Below are 19,832 nucleotides of genomic sequence, written 5' to 3' on the forward strand. Positions count from 1 at the left end.
CAGTTGAATGAACAATCGCGCCTGATCGGCCGTTCTTCCCTCGCCGCATCAAAGGAGAAGGCGATGTCGAACAATCATGCCATCAGCAAGCTGGACGACCTGATCACGACCCTGATCGATAGCGTGAAAGGCTATGAACATAGCGCCGACAAGGTAAAGTCGGAGGCGTTCCAGAGTCTGTTCCGCGATCTGGCGGCCGAACGCGCCAAGGCGGTCGAGCTGTTGCAGGCGCGCAGCTGGGCGCTGGGCGGCAAGCCCAACGAGTTCGGCTCTGTGGCGGGCACCGTCCACCGCCGGATGGAGGATATCTTCGTGGCGCTGGGTGGCGGCGACAAGGCCGTGATCCAGGCCATCGACCGCGGCGAGGATTATCTGCGCGAAGAGTTTGAGCGCGTGCTCAAGGACGAAGCGATAGACGCCGAAACGCAGGATGTAGTGCGCCGCGCCCATGAATCCGTCGCGCATGGCCATATCGTCGTGAACGGGTTGAAGGACCAACTCGCCACCGCCTAAGCGATCAGACCCAGCCTTCCAGCACCTGGTTCGGCGGTCGATGGCCATCGACCCAGGTGCGGATGTTGGCGATCACCCGCGCGCCGGTCGCATCGCGCCCCTCGAAGGTTGCAGAACCCATATGCGGCAGCAGCACGACGTTGGCCAGCGCCAGCAGCCGCGGATCGACCGCCGGCTCATGGGTATAAACGTCAAAGCCTGCACCGGCGATCCGCCCTTCGTCCAGCGCCGCGATCAGCGTCTGTTCGTCGGTAATTTCCGCGCGCGACGTGTTGATCAGATAGGCGTGCGGCGGCATCAGCCCGATCCGCCGCGCGTCGATCACTCCGCGGCTGTCGGCGTTCAGCGGGCAATGGATCGACACGATATCGCTACCTTTCAGCAGCGCGTCCAGGTCGCCATGCCATTCCGCCTCCAGCTCCTGCTCCACTTCAAAGGGCAGGCGATGGCGATTATGATAGGCGATCGACAGGCCAAAGGCGCGGGCGCGGCGCGCGACGGCGCGACCGATCCGCCCCATGCCGATGATGCCCAGCTTCTTGCCGCCGATGCGGTGGCCCAGCATCCCCGAAGGGCTCCAGCCGCGCCATTCGCCGGTACGGACCAGCTTTTCCCCCTCGGCCAGGCGGCGCGGCACCGACAGGATCAGCGCCATCGTCATGTCGGCCGTGTCCTCGGTCAGGACGCCGGGCGTATTGGTGACGATGATCCCCTTCGCCCGCGCAGCCGACAGGTCGATATGATCGACCCCGCTGCCGAAGCTGGCGATCAGTTGCAGCCGTTCCGGCGCGGACGCCAGCAGCCCGGCGTCGATCTGGTCACTAATACACGGCACCAGCACGTCGCACTGGGCCATGGCGCGGGCAAGGTCGGTGCGGTTCATCGCGACATCGCCGATATTGAAGCTGGCATCGAACAATTCGGCCATGCGCGCCTCCACATTGGGGGGCAGGCGGCGCGTGACGATGACGCGCGGCTTTGCGGGACGCGGTTTTCTGGCCATGACCAAGCCGCTATGCCCGCCCGCGCCGCCGGTCAAGCGGATATGGCGACTGGCAGCGCAATCGGCGACATCAACGCTTGTCGGGGCGGGCCGTGCGGGCGTATGGGAAAGCCATGGGTGACATGGAATTTAGGTCTGGAATGAAGCGTCTTTTGCTGGCCGCTGGCGTGGTCGCGTCCTTGACGACGGCGGGCACGGCGCTGGCCGGGCCGAGCAAGCCGGTCCCCTATTGGGCGTCGCTGTCGCAGGATGAGGCGCGGATGCGCGTCGGGCCGAGCCTGGATTACCCGTCCAACTGGATATACCGCCGCCGCGACCTGCCGGTGAAGGTGGTTCAGGTGCTGGGCCTGTGGCGCAAGGTGGAAGACCCCGATGGCGCGCGGGGCTGGATGCATGTCCGCCTGCTCAGCGACACGCCGACAGCGATCGTCCGGTCAGAGGTCGCGCCGCTGCGCGAATCGCCGCGCGACGGATCGCGGGCCCTGTACCGGGCGGAACGCGGTGTGGTCGGGCGGCTGGGCGACTGTTCGGGCGGCTGGTGCAATTTCGACGCCAAGGGCCAGCGCGGCTATGTGAAGGCCAGCGACGTCTGGGGCGCGACCGGCGGCTGACCTTATCGGCGTCGTTCGACCGACACGGAAAATCTTGGCACCAGCGCGCAATCGGCCGGTGCCGTCCCTAAAGCAGCGCGATCGATGCAATTGGCGGCTGACGCGAAATTCGCCGCGATCGCCGCACGAACGATGCCATTGTCCCGCATCCCGGCATCCACGCCTCCACCCTGCGCCGACGTCGTAATCTCCCGGTCGAAGATCGTCTGGCCGTTGTCGATACGCACCAGTTGGTAATGCATCGTCACGCTAGCCTCGTTCTTAGTGGCGATGCGGAATGGCGTATCGCTCCCTTTCCATTGCACCATCAGCCGCGCACGACCGGACGCCGCATCGGGGGCGAGCATATTCATCCGCTCGAAACTCTCGCGCAGCGCCGTATTGACGCTCGACCGCTTGGCCGCCGCGATCCAGTTGAGCGCGGAGCTTTTGATCGTGGGCGGCAACCCTGCAATCTCACCCGTCTCGATCCGGTGATGCAGCGGATGGCTCGCCGCCACAGGCCGCGGCGTTTCGGGTGCGAAGGGCAATCCGATCGCCACCATCGGAATATCGGCCGCGGCCAGCGGCGACGCCGTCAGGATGAGCATGATCGCGATGATAGGATGGCGCATGTCGCCCTTATCGGCGGCTATTCCTGACAATTCGGTTAAACAGGCGACGTCCATGCCGATCCACGCCCCCGCGGGCAGGAAAAAGGGGGCCAAAGCCCCCTCCACCATCACCATTCATAGGCCTTGGGCAACGCGCCCTCGGTCGGCGTCGCATAGCGGTCACGCAGCTTGGTCTGGCGGTTTTCGAGCGGTTGCTGCACGCCGTCGATCCAGACCGCGACCGGGGCGGATGTCATTTCCAGCGGATCGCCGTCCCAGATCACCACGTCGCCCGCCTTGCCGGCCTTCAGCGACCCGATCCGGTCGCCCAGCCCCATCGCTTCGGCCGGGGCCGATGTGATGGTGCGCAGCGCCTGCCCCCAGCTAAGGCCGGTGGCGCCGGGCACCTTCAGCAGCGCCACCATATTGCCCGCCTGTTGCGTCGCCGCCCGCAATTGCAGCGCATCGTCACCGGTGAGCATCCCCATGGAGACGGACACGCCCGCCTTCACGAGGCGGCCGACATTGCTCTGGGTCGCGGCCAGTTTCTCGAAGGACGACGGCAGGTCTTCCAGACCCGCTGTGATGACCGGCACCTTGGCCGCAGCGATCTGCGCCGCGACCATCCAACCTTCGGTCGCCCCGGCCAGGATCAGCTTCAACGCCGGGAAATCCTGCCGCAGCGCCAGCACCGCCAATATGTCGCGCGCGCTTTCGGCATGGACCATCAGCGGCATAGCGCCGCTGACGACCGGGACCAAAGCCTCCGCATCGACGCGGTTGAGCAGCGCGTCCCTGGATCGGCCGTCATAGCTGGCGGGGGCTTTGGCGTAATCCTGGGCTTCGCGGAGCATCATCTTGAAGGTCAGGATCATCGCCGCGCGGCTGCCGCCCGCTTCCTGCACGCCCGCTTCGCCCATCTCGACATATTGGAAGGCGCGGGCCTTGGTGATCGGACTCATGTCCGCGCCCAGATCGACCACTGCGCCCTGGCCCGCGAAGATGTTCGTGCCGGTGGCGGGCGCGACGACGGCGCGGGTGATGCCCGCGGTGCGGCTGATCGCGATCGGGTTGGCCAGCGGATTGATGACCGGCGCAACGTCGATCGCCGCGGAGAAAGGCGATCGCGCGCTGGTGTCGTTGGTTTCCTTGACCGCCGGCACCTCGGCCAGCCCCACGCGGGAGAAGCCCGACATGATGCCCGGCGTCACCCATTTGCCGCCCGCGTCGATGGTCTTGACGCCCGCCGGAACGGCCACGCCCGCGCCGGCCGCCACGACCTTACCCGCGCTGATGACCACGGTGCCGTTTTTGATCGGCTCCGATCCGTCGCCGATGGCCAGCGTTGCGCCGGTGATGACGATGGATTGGGCGAAGGCTGTGGTTGTGGTGGCGAGCAAAATGGCCCCCAAGACCGTTCGGGCTGAGCCTGTCGAAGCCCCCTTCTGTCTTTTCAATAAGTAAGAAGGAAAGCCCTTCGACATTCGAACGAGACAGGCGGCTCGTTGGAACAGGGCGAACGGCGTTTTGTTGGTGGGATACCTCATTTCACGTCTCCCGCGCCGATCTGGCCCAGTTCGAAATCGACCACCGGCCGCAGCTTGGGATTGGCGCTGTCGTACAGCAGCGCGCCGTCGATCCACACTTTTTCGGGCCGGGTATAGGTGCTGAACGGATTGCCGTTCCATAGCACCACATCGGCCATCTTGCCGACCTTCAGGCTGCCGGTCTGCTCCGCAATACCCATGGCCCGCGCGGGATTGATAGCGAGCCAGGTCCAGGCGACCTCATCCGATATGTCGATCCCCATGCGCCGCCCCGCGCCCAGCGCCTTGGCCGCTTCCTGGTTCAGCCGCTGGATACCGTCCTGATCGTCGCTATGGACGATGGCGCAGGCCCCGGCGCGGTGGACCAGGGGCAGATTCTCCTTGATGCCGTCATAGGCCTCCATCTTGAAGCCATACCAGTCGCCCCACAGCGCCGCGCATATGCCATTGTCGCGCAGCAAGTCGGCGATCTTGTACGCCTCGACCGCATGGTGGAAGGCGGCGACCTTGTACCCGAACTCCTTGCTCATATCGATGACATTGGCCATCTCGTCCGCGCGATAGCAATGGTTGTGGACCATGATCTTGCCTTCCAGCACGTCGGCCAGCGTCTCCATGCCGAGGTCGCGGGTCTGGTCCTTTCCGGCGGCGCGCTTCTTCTGATACTCGCGCGCCTTGATCCAGGTCTGGCGGTTGACCGCCATATTGCCCATGCGAGTGGCAGGCTCGCGCCCCTTGCTGCCATAGACGCGCTTGGGATTTTCGCCGCACGCCATTTTGAGGCCTTGCGGCGCGCCGGGGAATTTCATCCCCTGCATGGTGCGTGCGGGCACGTTCTTCAGCGTCACGCTGCGCCCGCCGAACAGGTTGGCCGAGCCAGGGAGGATTTGCAGCGAGGTCACGCCGCCATTGGCGAGGGCACGGGAAAAGCCCGCATCCTGCGGCCAGATGCTATGTTCCGCCCACACATGGGCGGTGACCGGCGCGGTCGCCTCATTGCCATCGCTATTGGCCTCCACGCCAGGGGATGGATAGTCGCCCAGATGGCTGTGAATGTCGATGACGCCGGGGGTGACATATTTGCCCGTACCGTCGAACACCGCGATATCGGCGGGGATCGGCGTGTCCGGGCCGCCGATCGCCGTCACCTTGCCATCCGACAGGAACACCACGCCATTGTCGATGCGGCCGCCCTCCCCGTCGAAGATGGTCGCGCCCCGGATCGCCGTGGGACGGCCGGGATAGGGTTTGTAGGTGGAGGGATAGGGATTATCAGGTTCGGCCGATGCCCCTTGCGCGGGCGGCGCGTCCTCCTTGTCCTTGCGCGCGGCGGCGGGTCCGGCGACCCCCGCCAGCAGCGCCGCGATCAGCAGCGTGCGTCCATAGGCCTTCATGCTTTTTCCTCCGCGCCGATCAGATCGAGATGCATTAATCGTTTGATATAGGGCGAAACCAGCAGCACCAGCCCGCCCACAACGATCGCGAACCAGCCGATGCGGCTATAGACGTCCAGCACTTGGGTCACGTCGCCCGCCTCCCCGCTGCCGGTGGCGCGGGCGATGAGGCCCGCGATGAAATTGCCCGCGGCCATGGCGAGGAACCAGGTGCCCATGACCAGGCCGACCATCGACGACACCGACAGGCGCGTCATGGCCGACAGACCGACCGGCGAGAAGCAGAGTTCCGCCATGGTGTGGAGCAGGTAGATCAGGAAGACGAAGAGGACCGGGGTCAGATTTTCGCCGGCCATCGCGGCACCCGCGACCAGCACCAGGAAGCCCGCCCCGCATAGCACCAGGCCGATGCCGAACTTGGCGGGCGAGGACGGCTCCAGACGACGTTTGTCGAGGAAAGTCCACAGCACCGCGAAGAGCGGCGCGAGCAGGATAATGAAAACCGAATTGACCGACTGGAACAGCGAGGCAGGCACATCCCAGCCGAGCATGTTGCGGTCGACGTTGCGGTCGGTGAAGATGTTGAGCGACGACCCCGTCTGTTCGAACAGGCCCCAGAAGAGCGGGTTCAATGCGATCAGGAACAGCGCGGCGAACATCCGGTCGCGGTCGATCTTCCCCAGCGTGCCGACCGTGCGCCACAGGATATAGACGACCGTCAGCGCAGAGAAGGCGAGCAGCGCATAGCCCAGCAGCTCCGCGTAACGGATGACCAGCCAGATGGCGGCGACGCCGAGCGCGGCGGCCAGATAGATCGTCCATTCCTGGCTGAGTCCGGTCGCGGTCCGCTGGCGAAGCTGCTGCGGCGCGGGCGGTTCGCCCTTGCCCAGCAGCCAGGGTTTCAGCCACACGAACATAACCAGCCCCGCGAGCATCCCGACACCCGCCGCGCCGAAGCCCCAACTCCAGCCCCATAGTTCGCCCAGCAGGCCGCAGACGATCGGGCCGAGCATCCCGCCCATGTTGATGCCCATGTAAAAGATGGAGAAGGCCGGATCACGGCGATGGTCGTCACGGGCATAGAGTTCCCCCACCAGCACGGAGATATTGGCCTTGAGGAAGCCCGTCCCCACGATGATACTGGCCAGCGCAAAATAGAAGCCGTTGAGAAACAGCGGGTCTTGCCCGCCCGGCCCCTCGGTGATGGCGATCAGGAAATGACCGATCGCGATGAACACGCCGCCTACCAGCACCGCCTTGCGCGGTCCCAGGAATCGGTCGGCCAGATAGCCGCCGATGACCGGCGTGATATAGACCAGCGACGTGTAGGCACCGTAGAGCAGATACGCCTTGTCCTCGCCGAAGAGGAAATGTTTGGTGAGGTAAAAGATTAGGATGGCGCGCATCCCGTAATAGGAGAAACGCTCCCACATTTCCGCGAAAAAAAGCAGATACAGCCCGCGCGGATGGCCGAGCCAGGTCTTGCCCGCCTCGACCGAATTCATGTCCGAAATCGCCATTCGGCACCCTTTGCATATCTTGTGTCCGGCCTGCCGATCGGCGGCCGCTTATGGTGCGCAGCCTAGAACCTATCGGTTCGTCCTGTCAAAAGCGCACCCCGCCCTTGCGTCGAAGCGAACAGCGCGCCATCTGTCGGCACGATGTTCAACGACCTCTCCTCCCCGCTCGCCCTGCTCCAGACCCGCCGTTCCGGCAAGCCGCGCGACCTGATCGCGCCCGGCCCGGACGATGCGCAACTGCGCCAGATATTGGAGGTCGCGCTGCGCACGCCCGACCATGGCAAGCTCGCGCCCTGGCGCTTCGTGATCGTGCGGCCGGACCAGCGGGCCGCGCTCGCGGACCTACTGGAAACCGCCTATCGCGCCGAAAAGACCGATGCTGGCCGGCTGGAAATAGAGGCGATGCACCAGTTCGCGCATCAGGCCCCGACCCTCGTGGTCGCCCTGTCAGCGCCAGTGGCGGGCAGCAAAATCCCGGTCTGGGAACAGCAATTGTCCGTCGGCGCGGCGATCATGAACCTGCTCCACGCCACCCATGCGTTGGGCTTTGCCGGCGGCTGGCTGACCGGATGGCCGACCTATAATGCGGACATTCGCGCAGCCTTTGGCGCGCCGGGCGAATCCATCGCCGGATTCGTCTTCATCGGCACCCCGGCCAAAGCGCAGGAAGAACGGCCGCGGCCAGAATATGACGCGATCGTATCGACCTGGGAAAGATAATTGCGATCGCAAAGCTTTGCTGGATAACCATGTGGATTGACCTGCATGGCTGTATTATGGCACTGATGCACTATGGCCGACGAATCCAAACCCGTCTATCTCCGCCTGCGTGAGATCATCGCCGCTTCCATATTGGATGGGGAATTTTCCGATGGCGACCTGCTGCCATCGGTGCGCGCTTTCGCCGCGACGCAAGGCGCGAACCCGCTGACCGTGGCCAAGGCTTATCAAAGCTTTCAGGATGACGGGCTGGTGGTCGTAAAGCGCGGCGTCGGCATGTTCGTCGCCGACGGCGCGACCCGCCGCCTGCGCGAAGCCGAACGCGAACGCTTTCTCGACAGCGTCTGGCCCCCGGTCGCGGCGCAAATCAAGCGGCTGGGAATCCGGCTGGACGATCTGGATCTGGCGAAGGCCTGACACTCATTCGGTTTGCCGTGTTCCCGCGCAGGCGGGAACCCAGTCCGACGTTTTGAACTGGGCTCCCGCCTATGCAGGAGCACGCGGCCCCAGACTACAGCGCCGCCAGTGCGTCCAAAGCATCCTGCCGCCCTGCAAAACCCCGCACCGCCGCGGCCCGGCCCAGCGCCAGCTTCGCTTCCCCCTTGCGCCCCGCAGCGGCATAGGCCTGCCCCAGATGCATCTGGAACGCAGGCGCTTGCGGTGCCAGCGCCACCGCCTTTTCCAGCAAATCGACCGCGACCGGCCCCTTCTCGCCGGTCTTCATCAACACCCAGCCGAACATGTCGGCGGTCAGCGGATTGCCCGGCATCAACCGATAGCCATGCGCCGCATAGGCCCGCGCACTCGCGCGATCCCCACTCTCCAGCGCCGCGCGGGCCATATCCGCCATCAGCACCGCGTCATTCTCCCCGATCTGCGCCTGCACCGCGCGCAGCATCCGCAATGCGCCACGCCAGTCTTGCGCCTGCATCGCGATGCCTGCGGCCAGCCGCTGCGCCTCCACATCATTGGGATTTTGCGTCAGGAACAGTTGCACGATCTGCGCCCCGCGCGCGGGGTTCCCGACCCGGCCCCACGCCGCCGCCAGCCGCAACGCCACGTCGCGATCGAAGCGGATATTGGCCGCTGCCTCATAGGCGCGCACCCCCTCCTGCGTCGCGCCGTCCGCGCCCAGCGTATCGCCCAGAATCAGCCAGGCATCGGGCGCGCCCGGATTGGCCCGGCTCAGCAGACGCGCCCGCGCCACCGCCTCCCCGGTCCGCCCGGTGCTGAGCAGCGCGCGAATATAGGGCACATTGTCGCGCGCAGTCGCGGCGCTAGCCGGCGCTGGCCCGTTCGCCAGCCCGCCGTCCGCTGCGCTGGCGAAGGCATCCGCCGACGCCCGCACAGGCCAGGCGGCCCGTGCCAGCATGTCGTCCGCCATCGCCCGGTTGCCCATCGCTTCCTGCGCGCGCGCGGCGAGCGTCAGCACATAGGGATCGGCGTCACGCTGGGCCACCATCGGTGCCAGGGTGGAGGCGGCGGACGCAAAGTCGCCATTACTATGATAAGCCCGCGCCAGCAACGTGCGCGCGGTGCGATTCTCCGGCTGCGCCGCGACCAGCGGGCCAAGCGCGTCGGCAGCGAGAACCGGATTGCCATCCTGCAATTGCAGCACGCCGCGCAGCAACCGGGTCGCTGGCTCCCCGTCCAGCCGCCCCTGCGTCCGGCCCAGCAGCGTGCGCGCCAGATCGCCCTGCCCGGCGCGCGCCGCCATCACCGCCTGCATCATCCAGGCGCGCGGGTTGGACGGATCGATCGCGATCAGGCGACGGGTCAGGCTCAGCATCGCGCTCGCCTGCCCCGCATCCGCCAGCGTCGCGGCATATTGCTCCAGCGTCGGCACCGAATCGGGATTGGCCGCCAGCGCCCGTTCGAACCAGGGCAGCGAGGCCATGAGGCCATATTGGGTGCGCACCAGTTCGCCGCGCAAGGTCAGCGCCTTCGCATCGGTCGGGGCCAGCGCCACCGCCCGGTCGGCCGCGGCGATCGCCCCGGCCTGATCCCCGGACAGGATGCGCAGGCGGCCCAATTCGACCCAATTGGCCGGATCGCCTGGCGCAGCCTTCAGCGCGCGGTCCAGCGCCGCGCGCGCGCTAGTCATGTCTCCCTGCGCCAATGCGGCACGCGCCACGACCCGCGCGGCCGGCACCGCGGCATCAGTCGGCAGATCGGCCGCCTGCGCTTCCCGTAGCGCGCCGTCCAGATCGGCCTGCAACAACAGCGCCTGCGCGATCACGGCGCGCGTCTGCGCCGGTGGCGCGCCCAGCGCCCGCGCGCGTTGCACCGCCGCCTGCGCGCCCACGCCATCGCCCAGTTCGGCGAGCGCCCGCGCCTGCGCCTCATGCGCCACCGCCGATCGCGGCGCGCCCTTGATCGCGTTCATCAACTCGATCCGCGCGGTGCGCGCGTCGCCCTTGTCGAGCGCGGCCAGTCCGCGCGTCAGGGCGGCGCTGCCGTCGCGTTCATGCGCGCGCCATTGCCACAGGCCTACGCCTGCAAGCAGCAGCAGGACCAACAGGGCCAGGATGATCAGGCGGGACCGGCGCATTGCGATCAACCCTGCATCTGATATTGTTTGAGCAGATCGTAGAGCGTCGGCCGGCTGATCCCCAGCATCTTGGCCGCGCCGGAGATATTGCCGTCGGTCCGGGCGATGGCGCGACGGATGGCGCGGCGATCGGCCATTTCGCGCGCCGCCTTCAGGTTGACGAGGTCGCCGCCCTCGGCCCGCGCATCGCCCAGGTCGAGGTCGGCGGCGGTGATCATCTTGCCATCGGCCATGATGACCGCACGCTTCATACGGTTTTCCAGTTCGCGCACATTGCCGGGCCAGCCCCACGCATCCAGCGCCGCTAACGCATCGGGCGCCAGTCCCTTGACCTGCGGGTTCATGTCCCGCGCGAAGCGAGTGAGGAAATGGCGCGCCAGCAGCGCCGGGTCGCCCGCCCGGTCCTTCAGAGCAGGGATGCGCACGACGATTTCGGCCAGGCGATAGAATAGATCCTCGCGGAACGTGCCCGCCGCAATCATCTGCTCCAGATTCTGATGGGTCGCGCACACGATGCGGGTATCGACCGCGATCGGCTGACGCCCGCCGATCCGTTCGATCACCCGCTCCTGTAGGAAACGCAGCAGCTTGACCTGCAACGCCAGCGGAATGTCACCCACTTCGTCCAAAAACAATGTGCCGCCCTGCGCCTGCTCGATCTTGCCGGGCGTCGTCTTGATCGCACCGGTGAAGGCGCCCTTTTCATGGCCGAATAGTTCGGATTCCAGCAGCGTCTCGGGAATAGCCGCGCAATTGATCGCCACGAACGCCCCGCCCCGCCGCGGGCTGGCGTCATGCAGGCCCTGCGCCAGCAACTCCTTGCCGGTCCCGCTCGCACCCAGCAACAGCACCGACACCTGCGCAGCGGCAACCCGCTCGATCGTCCGGGCCACCTTCATCATCTCCGGCGCGCCGGAAATGAGGCGGCCCAGCACCCTCCCGTCCTCCGGCGCAGTTTCGGCCAGCCGTGCATTCTCCCGCTCCAGCGCATGAACGTGGAAGGCGCGGCGGACGATCAGGCCCAGTTCGTCGATATCGACCGGCTTCTGGTAGAAATCATAAGCGCCGCCGGAAATCGCATCCAGTGCGCTTTCGCGCGCGCCATGGCCGGACGCGACAATGATCTTCGTGTCCGGCTTGATCTTCAGCATCTCGGCCAGCGTCGCAAAGCCTTCGCTGGTGCCGTCCGGGTCTGGCGGCAGGCCCAGGTCCAGCGTCACCACATCGGGCGTTTCCGCCCGCAACATCTCGATCGCTTCCTGTCGGTCGCCCGCGATGAACAGCTGATAATCCTCATAGGCCCAGCGGAGTTGCCGCTGGAGGCCCGGATCATCCTCGACGATCAGCAATTTGGGACGGGTGTCGCTCATCAGGCGGCCTTCTCTTGTCTATCTGTCCGGGGCGCCAGCGGCAGGCGCAGCGTGAAACGGCTGCCCGCGCCGGGCTTGCTCTCGACCTCGATCCGCCCGCCCATGGCCTGCGCCAGGCTGCGGGCCTCGAACGCGCCCAGGCCAAAACCCGCCGCCTTGCTGGACGAAAAGGGCTTGAACAGGTCGCGGCGGACATATTCGGCGCTCATGCCCCTGCCGCGATCGATGATCTCCACCACCGCCTCGCCGCCGTCAGAGGACAGGCGCAACTCGACCGGACTGTCGGGCGCGCTGGCGTCGATCGCATTTTGCAGCAAATGGGTGACGATCTGCTCCACCCGCGCCGGATCGGCCAGCGCCATGGGCGCGTCACCCGCGACATGGACCGGATGCAGGCGCGCGCGGGTGCGGGCGACCTGCTGCAACAGGTCGATTAGCGCCATCGGCCGCGGCTCTTCCGCCCGCCCCTTATTATGCTGCGACAACCGGGCGAGCATATCGTTCATCTTGCCCACCGATTCCTTGAGCGTCAGCACCATGTCGGCGCGGAAATCGGGGTTGTCGGCATGGCGCTCGGCGTTGCGCGACAGCAGCGACAACTGGCTGACCAGATTCTTGACGTCATGAATGATGAAGGCAAAGCGGCGGTTGAATTCCTCGAACCGCTGCGCGTCGTCCAGCGCCTGCTGGCCCTGCGCCTCGCTGATATGGGTCGCTGCCTGCCGCCCGGCGGCGCGCAGCATGTCGAAATCCTCCCAGTCCAGCCGCCGGTCGATCGGCGGGCGCGCCAGCAGCAGCGCGCCGATCAGCCGGCCATAATGGATCAGCGGCACCAACGCCCATGCGCGGCGATCCTGCGTCATCCAGGCGGGCAGGTCCAGCGCGCCGTCCCCGGTCTTCAGCCGCGCCAGATCGACGATCCAGCCGCTCTTCTCGATTTGCAGCACCGTGGCCGGCGCGACCGCATCCACGTCGCTCAGGTCGCCGGTCCAGTTCCAATGCGTCTCGAACGACAGCGCATCCCGTTCGTCGCGCAGCAGCAGCATGGCGGCGGGCGAATCGGTGATGTCGGCCATCGCCTTGGCCACCCGCTCGCCCAGCGGCGCGGCGTCTTCGCCGGGCCGTCCGATCGTGTCGCCAAAGCGCATCCATTCGGTGCGATAATCATAGCGATGCTGGAAGAAATGCTTGGCGACCTGCACCTTCCACAGCGCCCGCACCTGCGGCGATGGCAGCAGCACCAGCGCGGTGACGGCGGTGAAGAACACCGCGCCGATCTCCACCACCCGCGCATAGGGACCGGCAATCAGTTCGATCAGCACCGCAGCGGCAGTCAGCACCGCGACATAGAGTCCCACCGCAACGATCGAGAGCGACTGGAAGGTGATGGCGCGCGACAATTGCAAACGCCCCGCCATCCCCTTGCGCATGCCCACCGCGATCACCGGCGCGATCAGCGCCATCAGCAGGCCGCGCAACGCATAAAGTTCACTCACCCGGTCCGACGCGAAATAGCAGATCACATAGAGGTTGAGGTCATAGGTCCACATAGCCGCCAGTGCGCCCAGCAGCAGCGCCACCCCGCCCCGCTCGCGCGACGGCCAGGCGGTGTAGAGATGATGGACCAGCAGCAAACTGCCGATCGCGGTCATCATCCGCAGGATCAGCGAGCAGGTGACGAGCGCGCGATGCAGGTCGCTGGCCGGCACCATCTGCCGCCAGGCCAGGTCGGTGAAGGTCTGGAGCAGGATCAGCCCGGCGACCGCTGCATAGACGGCGCAGATCGCCACGGTCGGCCCCGCGCGCCCCACCGGCCCGCGCCGCAGCATGACGAACATCGCCAGCAGCCAGGCGGCGTTGCGGATGCTTTCGCCGATCCCCGACAACGGCTTCGACACCCCGCCGAACGACACATAGAGCGCCCAGCAGGATGTCATCAACAGCGCGGCCGACAGCAGGCGCGGCTCTGGCGCCTCGTCGCGGCGGCGCAACAGGAAAATGCCCAGCGCCGCGAACAGCACCGCGGCGAGCGCATGCCCCCAGTCGCCGACAAATTGCAGGAGCGCGCCCATGCCCGCTATCGCCTCAGCGCGCGCCGTCGGGCCACAGCACGACCCGCAACGTCTGGATCAGGATCAACAGGTCCAGAAAGGGCGTGTAATTCTTGGCGTAGTATAGATCATATTCCAGCTTGTGCCGGCTATCCTCGATCGACGCGCCATAGGGATAGTTGATCTGCGCCCAGCCGGTGATCCCGGGCTTTACCATATGCCGCTCGGCATAATAGCGCAGATGCTGCTCCAGATCCTCGACGAACTGGCGCCGTTCGGGGCGCGGACCGACGAAGCTCATTTCGCCCTTCAACACCGTCCAGGTCTGCGGCAGTTCATCGATCCGCAGCTTGCGCAGCCAATAGCCCAGGCGCGTGATACGCGGATCGTCCTTTTCCGCCCATTGCGCCTTGCCGTTGACTTCCGCGTCCAGCCGCATGGTGCGCAGCTTCACGATCCAGAATTCCTGGCCGAAAAGGCCAACGCGCTGCTGGCGATAGAAGGCCGGCCCCTTGCTGTCCATCTTCACCAAAATCGCGGCGAGCAGGATGATCGGACCGGTCAGCGCCAGCAATATCGCGCTGGCGATGATGTCGAACAGGCGTTTTGCAAAACTCGATATGCGGCGACCGGCGGAAAAGCCGTCTGAAAAAATCAACCAACTGGGATTGACGCTGGCCAGGTCGACGCGCCCCGTCTCGCGCTCCAGAAAGCTGGACAGGTCGTTGACATGCACGCCGGTCGTCTTAATCCGCAGCAGGTCGGACATGGGGATGGCGTTGCGCCGCTCCTCCAGCGCCAGCACGACTTCGCTGGCGTTCAGCCGCACCACGAAATCGGACAGGTTGAAAATGGCGTCGCGGTTGATCGCTTCGGGGATCACCTGCGGCCCGTCATTCATGGCGATGAAGCCCACCACCAGGAAACCCGCGCCGCGCTTCTGCTCCAGATCCTTGATCCGGTTGGCGCGATTACCCGCGCCCAGGATGACCAGCCGCCGTTTGAACGCTTCACCGCCCAGCATCGACCCTAGCAACAACCGCACCGCCACCAGCAAGGCCATGGCCAGGCCCATGGCGTAGAGCGAATTGGACCGCCACAGCGTCATACCGGGCATCAGGAAATAGATCACCGACAGGAAGATCACGCCCAGCGACACCGCCACCAGCAGCCGCGCGAAGGCGAAACGAATCGATTGCAGCGATTCGACGCCATATACGCCGACCGCGATCATCCCGGTCTGGATCGCGAAGGCGAAGCTGAGCAGCGGCCCCATCCGCGTCATCACATGATCGACATCCATGCCGATCTGCCGCGCCCGCAATATCCAGCCGCCTTCGGCCGCGCACAGCAGCAGCACGAAATCGAGCAGCCCCAGCAACAGCACCGCATGCGGTACATAATGTTTGAACAGCCTGATCATCGTCGCGCATATCCTGCTGGCCGCCATGATGGCGCGCCTTCCGGGTTCGGAGTTTCTTACAATGGCTGTAAGATAATCCGACAGTGCGCGCACCCTGCCGGAAAATGGCAAAGAAATGCTGAATATCGGTCCAACCTTTTATCGGGTTAGGACCGGGGACCGGGTCGCAACCGCTTTGCGGCGCAAGTTGATTATGGCGGTTAACGATGAGCCAAACCGCTTCCTGCCCAATCGCATGGCACCAGCATCTAATGGTGCGCAACGATTCTGGGCCATGCCCCCGAATATGCGGCACCGCCTGGCCTAGACCGCGCCGAGGCTGGATGGACAGCGACTAATTATTATCGCGCAATGTGTCGGCTGCGTTCTTGGCGGCATCGCCCACGACGCGCGCGGCGTCATCCACCGTCCCGGCGGCGCGCGTGATCTTGTCGGCTTGGCGGTCTACCCGTCGTTCATTGGTCAGGTAAAAAAAGCCGATCGCCAGGATCAGCGCCAGCGCGACAAGAGCGAATACCACGCCGCTGCCGCGCGACCGTTCGACAGTGGCTATAGGCGGTGGCCGGTCATCCTCGCGGCCGGAGGGTGCGTCACCCATAATCCGTCTCCTCTGTCCGCCAACAACGGACGGGGCGACGCGATCGTTCCGGTTATTTATCCGTGCTGTCTATCGATCGTCCGCGGCTCAGGCGATCGACGTCCTCCATGATCTCATCGAGCACGGCGGTTTCGGTCGTTTCCTGGGTCCGGCGCGATGGCAGGTCTCCGCTCTCCAATATCTGTTCCAGCGCCGCGCGGCCGCGCGCGACCCGACTCTTGATCGTACCGACCGCCACGCCGCAGATTTCCGCCGCTTCCTCATAGGCAAAACCGCCTGCCCCAACCAGGATCAGCGCCTCGCGCTGGGGCTGGGGCAATTGCAGCAAGGCACGCTGCATGTCGGACAATTCGACATGCTTGTCCTGCCCGGCCGGGGCCGCCAGGATGCGGTCCGCCGTCAGGTCGTCCCAATCGCCGCGGAAGCGCGAACGGCGCATCTGCGAAAGATAATGGTTGCGCAATATGATGAAGGTCCAGGCACGCATGTTCGTCCCGGCCTGGAAGCGATTACGCGCCGCCCAAGCCTTCAACAGCGTTTCCTGCACAAGATCATCGGCAAGATCGCGATTGCCCGACAACGACCGGCCAAAGGCGCGGAGGTGCGGAATGACAGCAGCCAGTTCGCGCTTGAAATCCGAATCGGATAGCGCGGCACGCTCCTCGATCCCGTTGATTTCGCCAACGTCATTATCCATGGGAACAACCCCCGTGCCCGAAACCGCACTCGCCGCATGAACCGACGTCGTCAAAGCCATATGAACTTCCGTACTCTAAACCGATCAGTGTCAAAGACCAAACTTTCCACATGCACCTTAACGCCAGATCACCAGCAACATGGCGATGACTGCCAGCGCTAGCGAAATCGCGAGCACATACCGCACCACATTGGGCGTGGCACCGGCGCGCGCATCATCGGTGGCGATATGCTGTTCCTGCTCGACCATGACGGATCTCCCGATCGTTACGCATCATTAACGCAGCGCTCCGATCGGGGTTCCGTGACTTTCTGGTCGCCCGCGTTCAGGCAGGGGCAGTCGCCTCGTCAAAGAACAGCGCCTGGGAAATGGCGGCCTTGACCGTAGCGCGCTGGAACGGCTTGGTGATGAGGAAGGTCGGCTCGGGCCGCTCGCCCGTCAGCAACCGTTCGGGGAAGGCGGTGATGAAGATCACCGGCACCGAAAATTCGGCCAGGATGTCCTTGACCGCGTCGATGCCGCTACTGTCGTCGGCCAATTGAATATCGGCCAGCACCAGGCCGGGACGGTCGGCCAGCGCTTCGCGCACCGCGTCTTCGGCCGTCACCGCGATGGCGGTCACGTCATGGCCCAGGTCGCGGACGATCGTCTCGATATCCATCGCGATGATCGGCTCGTCTTCGATGATCAGCACCTTGGCACGGGTCTGCGCCTCGATCTCGCTCAACGCTTCCTCGACCAGCGCTTCGACATCGCTGCTGTCCATGTCGATCAGATAGGCTACGTCATCGACGGTAAAGCCTTCCAGAGCGGTCAGCAGCAGCGCCTGGCGCGGCAGCGGCGTCAGCCGGGCAAGACGCGCCTGGGCGATCGCCTCGCGGCCGCTCCCGCTCACCGGCACATCTTCCAGATGGGCGGACGACCAGATGGCATGAAAAGTCTTGTAGAGGCCAAGACGCGGATCGACGTCGCTGGGGAACTCCTCCGGCGCAGCGACGATCGCTTCCAACGCGGCGCGGACATAGGCGTCGCCATGATTCTGACTGCCGGTCAGCGCCCGCGCATAGCGCCGCAGGAACGGAAGGTGGGGGTGTAGTTGCTGTCCAAGCGACATCGTCAAGTCTTCTCCCTGCCCGTCAGGGCTACATTGTCCCGAAGCGCGGGGACATGGTGGAAGGATGGAATGTCCATGTCAGGATGACAACCCCCCGCCGCCCCATAGCTACGCAAAGTTGCGCAGCGTAAAAAATGCTTCGTGGGGCGGAACCATCGACAACCGAATTTGTTTCGCTCCCACATGGATTTTTAGACGATATCGTGAATTTCCCATGAATTGCATGATTGTGCGAATTGACGTCATGGCGCAAACCGGCGAAACGGGCGTGCCTATATGGCGGAAATGGCTGCAGAGGGGCTGATTTTGGTTTCTTCAACGACGGAGCGGGGCGTGGCCGATGACGACAAGAGTGCCGACGCCGCAACCCGGAAAGCAAAGATGACGGGTGCCGCCGAAAAGCAGAAAGGTCCGCCGCCCGCGGGTAAGGAGGACGCGCATGTGTCCCAGGCCCTGCGCACCGTCTATCAGCGCGCCGTGGATGAGGATATTCCGTCCGAAATGCTGGACCTGCTGAGCAAATTGGACTGACGCACAGATGAATGGGGGCAGCCTTCCTCCGGCAGCCCGCTCCTTGATCGAGCCATTGCTGCATTTTTTCCGCTCCACCGGCGTCAAGATGTTCCTCATCCTGACGCTGGCTCTGTTGCCGCTGGGGCTGATCGCGCTCGTCGCATCGCTTCAGGCGATCCGTACTGCCGACCTGGAAAAGGAAGCGCTGCTGCGCGTCGCCGTGACGCAGAGCGCGCGCAAGCTGACCGCCGACCTGCAATCCGACCGCACAGCGCTCGAACTCGTCGTCAACGCGCTGGCCAATAATGCCGCGGACAAGGGCATGTGCCGGCGGCTCGCCTTCTTCTTGACGTCCCACGATGCCGAAGGCGGGCATTTCTACATCTACGATCGTGCAGGCAACCGCTTGTGCAATTCGCCCAAACCCGAACCGGCAGGTGTCGTGCCCGCCGACCGTTTCGCCCGCCCGATGGCGCAATTGCTGCCGACCCATCTGGTCAGCCGCGTGCGCAGCGGCAATCGCCGACTGGTCGCGCTATCCTATTATTCGCGCGGCCATCTCGAAAGCATCGCCGACCCTGCCACCGCCTTGCAGAATCGCCAACTCAGCCTGCGCCAGGGCGCCAGGCAGTTGATCGTCAGCCGTCCGGGCGTTGGCATCCGTGGCGACAGCAACAGCTTGTCCGCCCGGCTCGACCCGCCCGACATATTGCTGACCATGACGGTGCGCGAACCGCCCGCCACGCTGGCGCGGATGCTGTCGCTGTTCCTGCCGCTGGTGATGTGGTTCGCCGCCGCGGCGATCGGCTGGTTCGTGGTCAACCGCCTGCTCATTCGCCCGCTGGTGCTGTTGCAACGGGTCGTGGCGGATTATCAGCCCGGCGAAGTGCTCCAACCCTTGCAGCGGATTCGCACGCCCGCGCTGGAAATCGTGGCGCTGGGCGAAACCTTCCACGAAATCAGCATGGACGTCGCCACCCATGAGGCGGAAATTTCGGAAAGCCTGGAAACCCAGCGCAAACTGACGCGCGAAGTCCATCACCGGGTCAAGAACAACCTCCAAATCATCGCCAGCCTCATCAATCTTCACGCTCGCGCGGCCCATGATCCTGAAGCAGTCGAGGCCTATGCCTCGATCCAGCGCCGGGTCGATGCCCTGTCCGTCGTCCACCGCAATCATTTTGCGGAGCTGGAGGAAAATCGCGGCGTCGGCGTCCGCCCGCTCATCAGCGAATTGTCGGCCAGCCTGCGCGGCACCGCCCCGGCCGCCGCGCGCCGCTTCGCGATCCAGATCGACAGCGACAATCTGCACATCAGCCAGGATGTCGCCGTGCCGATAGCCTTCCTGCTGACCGAACTGGTCGAACTGGCGATGATGCTCGCGCCGCAGGCGACGATGCAGATCAGCGTGCAGGTGGAGCCGGACCGCGACGATCGCGCCCGGCTGATGGTGCGATCGCCCGGCCTTCAGGCGTCGGAGGCCATGACCGGCCGGCTGGACGAACGCTATGGTCGCGTTCTGACCGGTCTGTCGCGCCAGTTGCGCGCGCCGCTGGATTATGACGGCGAAGCGGGCAGCTACGCCATCACCATCACCGTCATTCCCTAAGCATC

Annotated in this window: 20 protein-coding genes; 7 read left to right on the top strand and 13 right to left on the bottom strand. The window is 65.1% G+C overall.

Going from position 1 to position 19,832, the window contains the following annotated elements; all coding sequences use genetic code 11:
* Positions 1–63 precede the first annotated feature (63 nt).
* On the top strand, positions 64–513 hold the full coding sequence (locus tag HHL08_RS07670) for a ferritin-like domain-containing protein (protein ID WP_169572052.1): 450 nt from the start codon (positions 64–66) through the stop codon (positions 511–513).
* Between the two features lie 4 nt (positions 514–517).
* Here the strand turns inward: HHL08_RS07670 and HHL08_RS07675 are convergent, their stop codons facing one another.
* Positions 518–1,516, bottom strand: a complete 999-nt coding sequence (locus tag HHL08_RS07675; protein WP_169572054.1) for a 2-hydroxyacid dehydrogenase — start codon at positions 1,514–1,516, stop codon at positions 518–520.
* Between HHL08_RS07675 and HHL08_RS25910 the strand changes: the two genes are divergently transcribed.
* Complete coding sequence (locus HHL08_RS25910; RefSeq protein ID WP_268932689.1) at positions 1,515–1,637, top strand: hypothetical protein; 123 nt, start codon at positions 1,515–1,517, stop codon at positions 1,635–1,637. The genes HHL08_RS07675 and HHL08_RS25910 overlap by 2 nt on opposite strands.
* Before the next feature lie 19 nt (positions 1,638–1,656).
* Positions 1,657–2,127 carry an SH3 domain-containing protein gene (locus tag HHL08_RS07680; RefSeq protein ID WP_408021760.1) on the top strand — a complete coding sequence of 157 codons (471 nt, stop codon included), beginning with the start codon at positions 1,657–1,659 and terminating at the stop codon, positions 2,125–2,127.
* A gap of 2 nt (positions 2,128–2,129) precedes the next feature.
* Here the strand turns inward: HHL08_RS07680 and HHL08_RS07685 are convergent, their stop codons facing one another.
* From HHL08_RS07685 to HHL08_RS07700, 4 genes are read right to left on the bottom strand one after another with little or no spacing between them, the layout of a single operon-like run.
* Positions 2,130–2,834 carry a hypothetical protein gene (locus HHL08_RS07685; RefSeq protein WP_169572058.1) on the bottom strand — a complete coding sequence of 235 codons (705 nt, stop codon included), beginning with the start codon at positions 2,832–2,834 and terminating at the stop codon, positions 2,130–2,132.
* A 14-nt stretch (positions 2,835–2,848) separates the two neighbouring features.
* On the bottom strand, positions 2,849–4,204 hold the full coding sequence (locus HHL08_RS07690) for an amidohydrolase family protein (RefSeq protein ID WP_169572294.1): 1,356 nt from the start codon (positions 4,202–4,204) through the stop codon (positions 2,849–2,851).
* Between the two features lie 59 nt (positions 4,205–4,263).
* Positions 4,264–5,661: an amidohydrolase gene (locus HHL08_RS07695; RefSeq protein WP_169572060.1), complete on the bottom strand. Its 1,398-nt coding sequence runs from the start codon at positions 5,659–5,661 to the stop codon at positions 4,264–4,266.
* On the bottom strand, positions 5,658–7,166 hold the full coding sequence (locus HHL08_RS07700) for a peptide MFS transporter (protein WP_235954977.1): 1,509 nt from the start codon (positions 7,164–7,166) through the stop codon (positions 5,658–5,660). Before HHL08_RS07700 ends, HHL08_RS07695 begins: the two co-directional genes overlap by 4 nt.
* Before the next feature lie 156 nt (positions 7,167–7,322).
* Here HHL08_RS07700 and HHL08_RS07705 point away from each other — a divergent pair, with 156 nt between their 5' ends.
* Together HHL08_RS07705 and HHL08_RS07710 are read left to right on the top strand one after the other, a co-directional pair.
* On the top strand, positions 7,323–7,901 hold the full coding sequence (locus HHL08_RS07705; protein WP_169572063.1) for a nitroreductase family protein: 579 nt from the start codon (positions 7,323–7,325) through the stop codon (positions 7,899–7,901).
* A gap of 72 nt (positions 7,902–7,973) precedes the next feature.
* Positions 7,974–8,318: a GntR family transcriptional regulator gene (locus HHL08_RS07710; RefSeq protein WP_129925954.1), complete on the top strand. Its 345-nt coding sequence runs from the start codon at positions 7,974–7,976 to the stop codon at positions 8,316–8,318.
* 94 nt (positions 8,319–8,412) lie between these two features.
* Here HHL08_RS07710 and HHL08_RS07715 read toward each other — a convergent pair whose 3' ends face one another.
* From HHL08_RS07715 to HHL08_RS07745, 8 genes are all read right to left on the bottom strand, one after another.
* Positions 8,413–10,452, bottom strand: a complete 2,040-nt coding sequence (locus tag HHL08_RS07715) for a tetratricopeptide repeat protein (RefSeq protein WP_169572065.1) — start codon at positions 10,450–10,452, stop codon at positions 8,413–8,415.
* Between the two features lie 5 nt (positions 10,453–10,457).
* Positions 10,458–11,822, bottom strand: a complete 1,365-nt coding sequence (gene prsR, locus HHL08_RS07720; RefSeq protein ID WP_169572066.1) for a PEP-CTERM-box response regulator transcription factor — start codon at positions 11,820–11,822, stop codon at positions 10,458–10,460.
* The gene (gene prsK / locus HHL08_RS07725; protein WP_169572068.1) at positions 11,822–13,894 is read right to left on the bottom strand and encodes an XrtA/PEP-CTERM system histidine kinase PrsK; all 2,073 of its coding nucleotides are present in this window, start codon (positions 13,892–13,894) and stop codon (positions 11,822–11,824) included. Before prsK ends, prsR begins: the two co-directional genes overlap by 1 nt.
* A 13-nt stretch (positions 13,895–13,907) precedes the next feature.
* Positions 13,908–15,296: a TIGR03013 family XrtA/PEP-CTERM system glycosyltransferase gene (locus HHL08_RS07730; RefSeq protein ID WP_169572070.1), complete on the bottom strand. Its 1,389-nt coding sequence runs from the start codon at positions 15,294–15,296 to the stop codon at positions 13,908–13,910.
* A gap of 334 nt (positions 15,297–15,630) precedes the next feature.
* Positions 15,631–15,894, bottom strand: a complete 264-nt coding sequence (locus HHL08_RS07735; RefSeq protein ID WP_169572072.1) for a hypothetical protein — start codon at positions 15,892–15,894, stop codon at positions 15,631–15,633.
* Positions 15,895–15,946: 52 nt separating this feature from the next.
* Positions 15,947–16,591, bottom strand: a complete 645-nt coding sequence (locus tag HHL08_RS07740; protein ID WP_169572074.1) for a sigma-70 family RNA polymerase sigma factor — start codon at positions 16,589–16,591, stop codon at positions 15,947–15,949.
* Positions 16,592–16,708: 117 nt separating this feature from the next.
* Positions 16,709–16,840 (bottom strand): hypothetical protein, encoded by a 132-nt coding sequence (locus HHL08_RS25915; RefSeq protein ID WP_268932690.1) that lies wholly within the window; start codon positions 16,838–16,840, stop codon positions 16,709–16,711.
* A 76-nt stretch (positions 16,841–16,916) separates the two neighbouring features.
* The gene (locus HHL08_RS07745) at positions 16,917–17,705 is read right to left on the bottom strand and encodes a response regulator (RefSeq protein WP_169572296.1); all 789 of its coding nucleotides are present in this window, start codon (positions 17,703–17,705) and stop codon (positions 16,917–16,919) included.
* A 276-nt stretch (positions 17,706–17,981) separates the two neighbouring features.
* On the opposite strand from HHL08_RS07745, the gene HHL08_RS25540 reads away from it, so the two are divergent.
* Both HHL08_RS25540 and HHL08_RS07755 read left to right on the top strand, forming a co-directional pair.
* Positions 17,982–18,236: a NepR family anti-sigma factor gene (locus tag HHL08_RS25540; RefSeq protein WP_235954978.1), complete on the top strand. Its 255-nt coding sequence runs from the start codon at positions 17,982–17,984 to the stop codon at positions 18,234–18,236.
* 88 nt (positions 18,237–18,324) lie between these two features.
* On the top strand, positions 18,325–19,827 hold the full coding sequence (locus tag HHL08_RS07755; RefSeq protein ID WP_169572300.1) for a sensor histidine kinase: 1,503 nt from the start codon (positions 18,325–18,327) through the stop codon (positions 19,825–19,827).
* The last annotated feature ends 5 nt before the right edge of the window (positions 19,828–19,832 follow it).

This window comes from Sphingobium psychrophilum, assembly GCF_012927105.1.
Lineage (GTDB): Bacteria > Pseudomonadota > Alphaproteobacteria > Sphingomonadales > Sphingomonadaceae > Sphingobium > Sphingobium psychrophilum.

Bases quoted from the DNA above. Each gene is read 5' to 3' on its own strand.
- prsK (WP_169572068.1), bottom strand. From the start codon at position 13,894: ATGGGCGCGCTCCTGCAATTTGTCGGCGACTGGGGGCATGCGCTCGCC.
- HHL08_RS07735 (WP_169572072.1), bottom strand. From the start codon at position 15,894: ATGGGTGACGCACCCTCCGGCCGCGAGGATGACCGGCCACCGCCTATA.
- HHL08_RS25915 (WP_268932690.1), bottom strand. From the start codon at position 16,840: ATGGTCGAGCAGGAACAGCATATCGCCACCGATGATGCGCGCGCCGGT.
- HHL08_RS07690 (WP_169572294.1), bottom strand. From the start codon at position 4,204: ATGTCGAAGGGCTTTCCTTCTTACTTATTGAAAAGACAGAAGGGGGCT.
- HHL08_RS07755 (WP_169572300.1), top strand. From the start codon at position 18,325: ATGTTCCTCATCCTGACGCTGGCTCTGTTGCCGCTGGGGCTGATCGCG.
- HHL08_RS07730 (WP_169572070.1), bottom strand. From the start codon at position 15,296: ATGATCAGGCTGTTCAAACATTATGTACCGCATGCGGTGCTGTTGCTG.
- HHL08_RS07670 (WP_169572052.1), top strand. From the start codon at position 64: ATGTCGAACAATCATGCCATCAGCAAGCTGGACGACCTGATCACGACC.
- HHL08_RS07710 (WP_129925954.1), top strand. From the start codon at position 7,974: ATGGCCGACGAATCCAAACCCGTCTATCTCCGCCTGCGTGAGATCATC.
- HHL08_RS07675 (WP_169572054.1), bottom strand. From the start codon at position 1,516: ATGGCCAGAAAACCGCGTCCCGCAAAGCCGCGCGTCATCGTCACGCGC.
- HHL08_RS25910 (WP_268932689.1), top strand. From the start codon at position 1,515: ATGACCAAGCCGCTATGCCCGCCCGCGCCGCCGGTCAAGCGGATATGG.
- HHL08_RS07715 (WP_169572065.1), bottom strand. From the start codon at position 10,452: ATGCGCCGGTCCCGCCTGATCATCCTGGCCCTGTTGGTCCTGCTGCTG.
- prsR (WP_169572066.1), bottom strand. From the start codon at position 11,822: ATGAGCGACACCCGTCCCAAATTGCTGATCGTCGAGGATGATCCGGGC.
- HHL08_RS07745 (WP_169572296.1), bottom strand. From the start codon at position 17,705: ATGTCGCTTGGACAGCAACTACACCCCCACCTTCCGTTCCTGCGGCGC.
- HHL08_RS07700 (WP_235954977.1), bottom strand. From the start codon at position 7,166: ATGAATTCGGTCGAGGCGGGCAAGACCTGGCTCGGCCATCCGCGCGGG.
- HHL08_RS07695 (WP_169572060.1), bottom strand. From the start codon at position 5,661: ATGAAGGCCTATGGACGCACGCTGCTGATCGCGGCGCTGCTGGCGGGG.
- HHL08_RS07680 (WP_408021760.1), top strand. From the start codon at position 1,657: ATGAAGCGTCTTTTGCTGGCCGCTGGCGTGGTCGCGTCCTTGACGACG.
- HHL08_RS25540 (WP_235954978.1), top strand. From the start codon at position 17,982: ATGGCGGAAATGGCTGCAGAGGGGCTGATTTTGGTTTCTTCAACGACG.
- HHL08_RS07705 (WP_169572063.1), top strand. From the start codon at position 7,323: ATGTTCAACGACCTCTCCTCCCCGCTCGCCCTGCTCCAGACCCGCCGT.
- HHL08_RS07740 (WP_169572074.1), bottom strand. From the start codon at position 16,591: ATGGATAATGACGTTGGCGAAATCAACGGGATCGAGGAGCGTGCCGCG.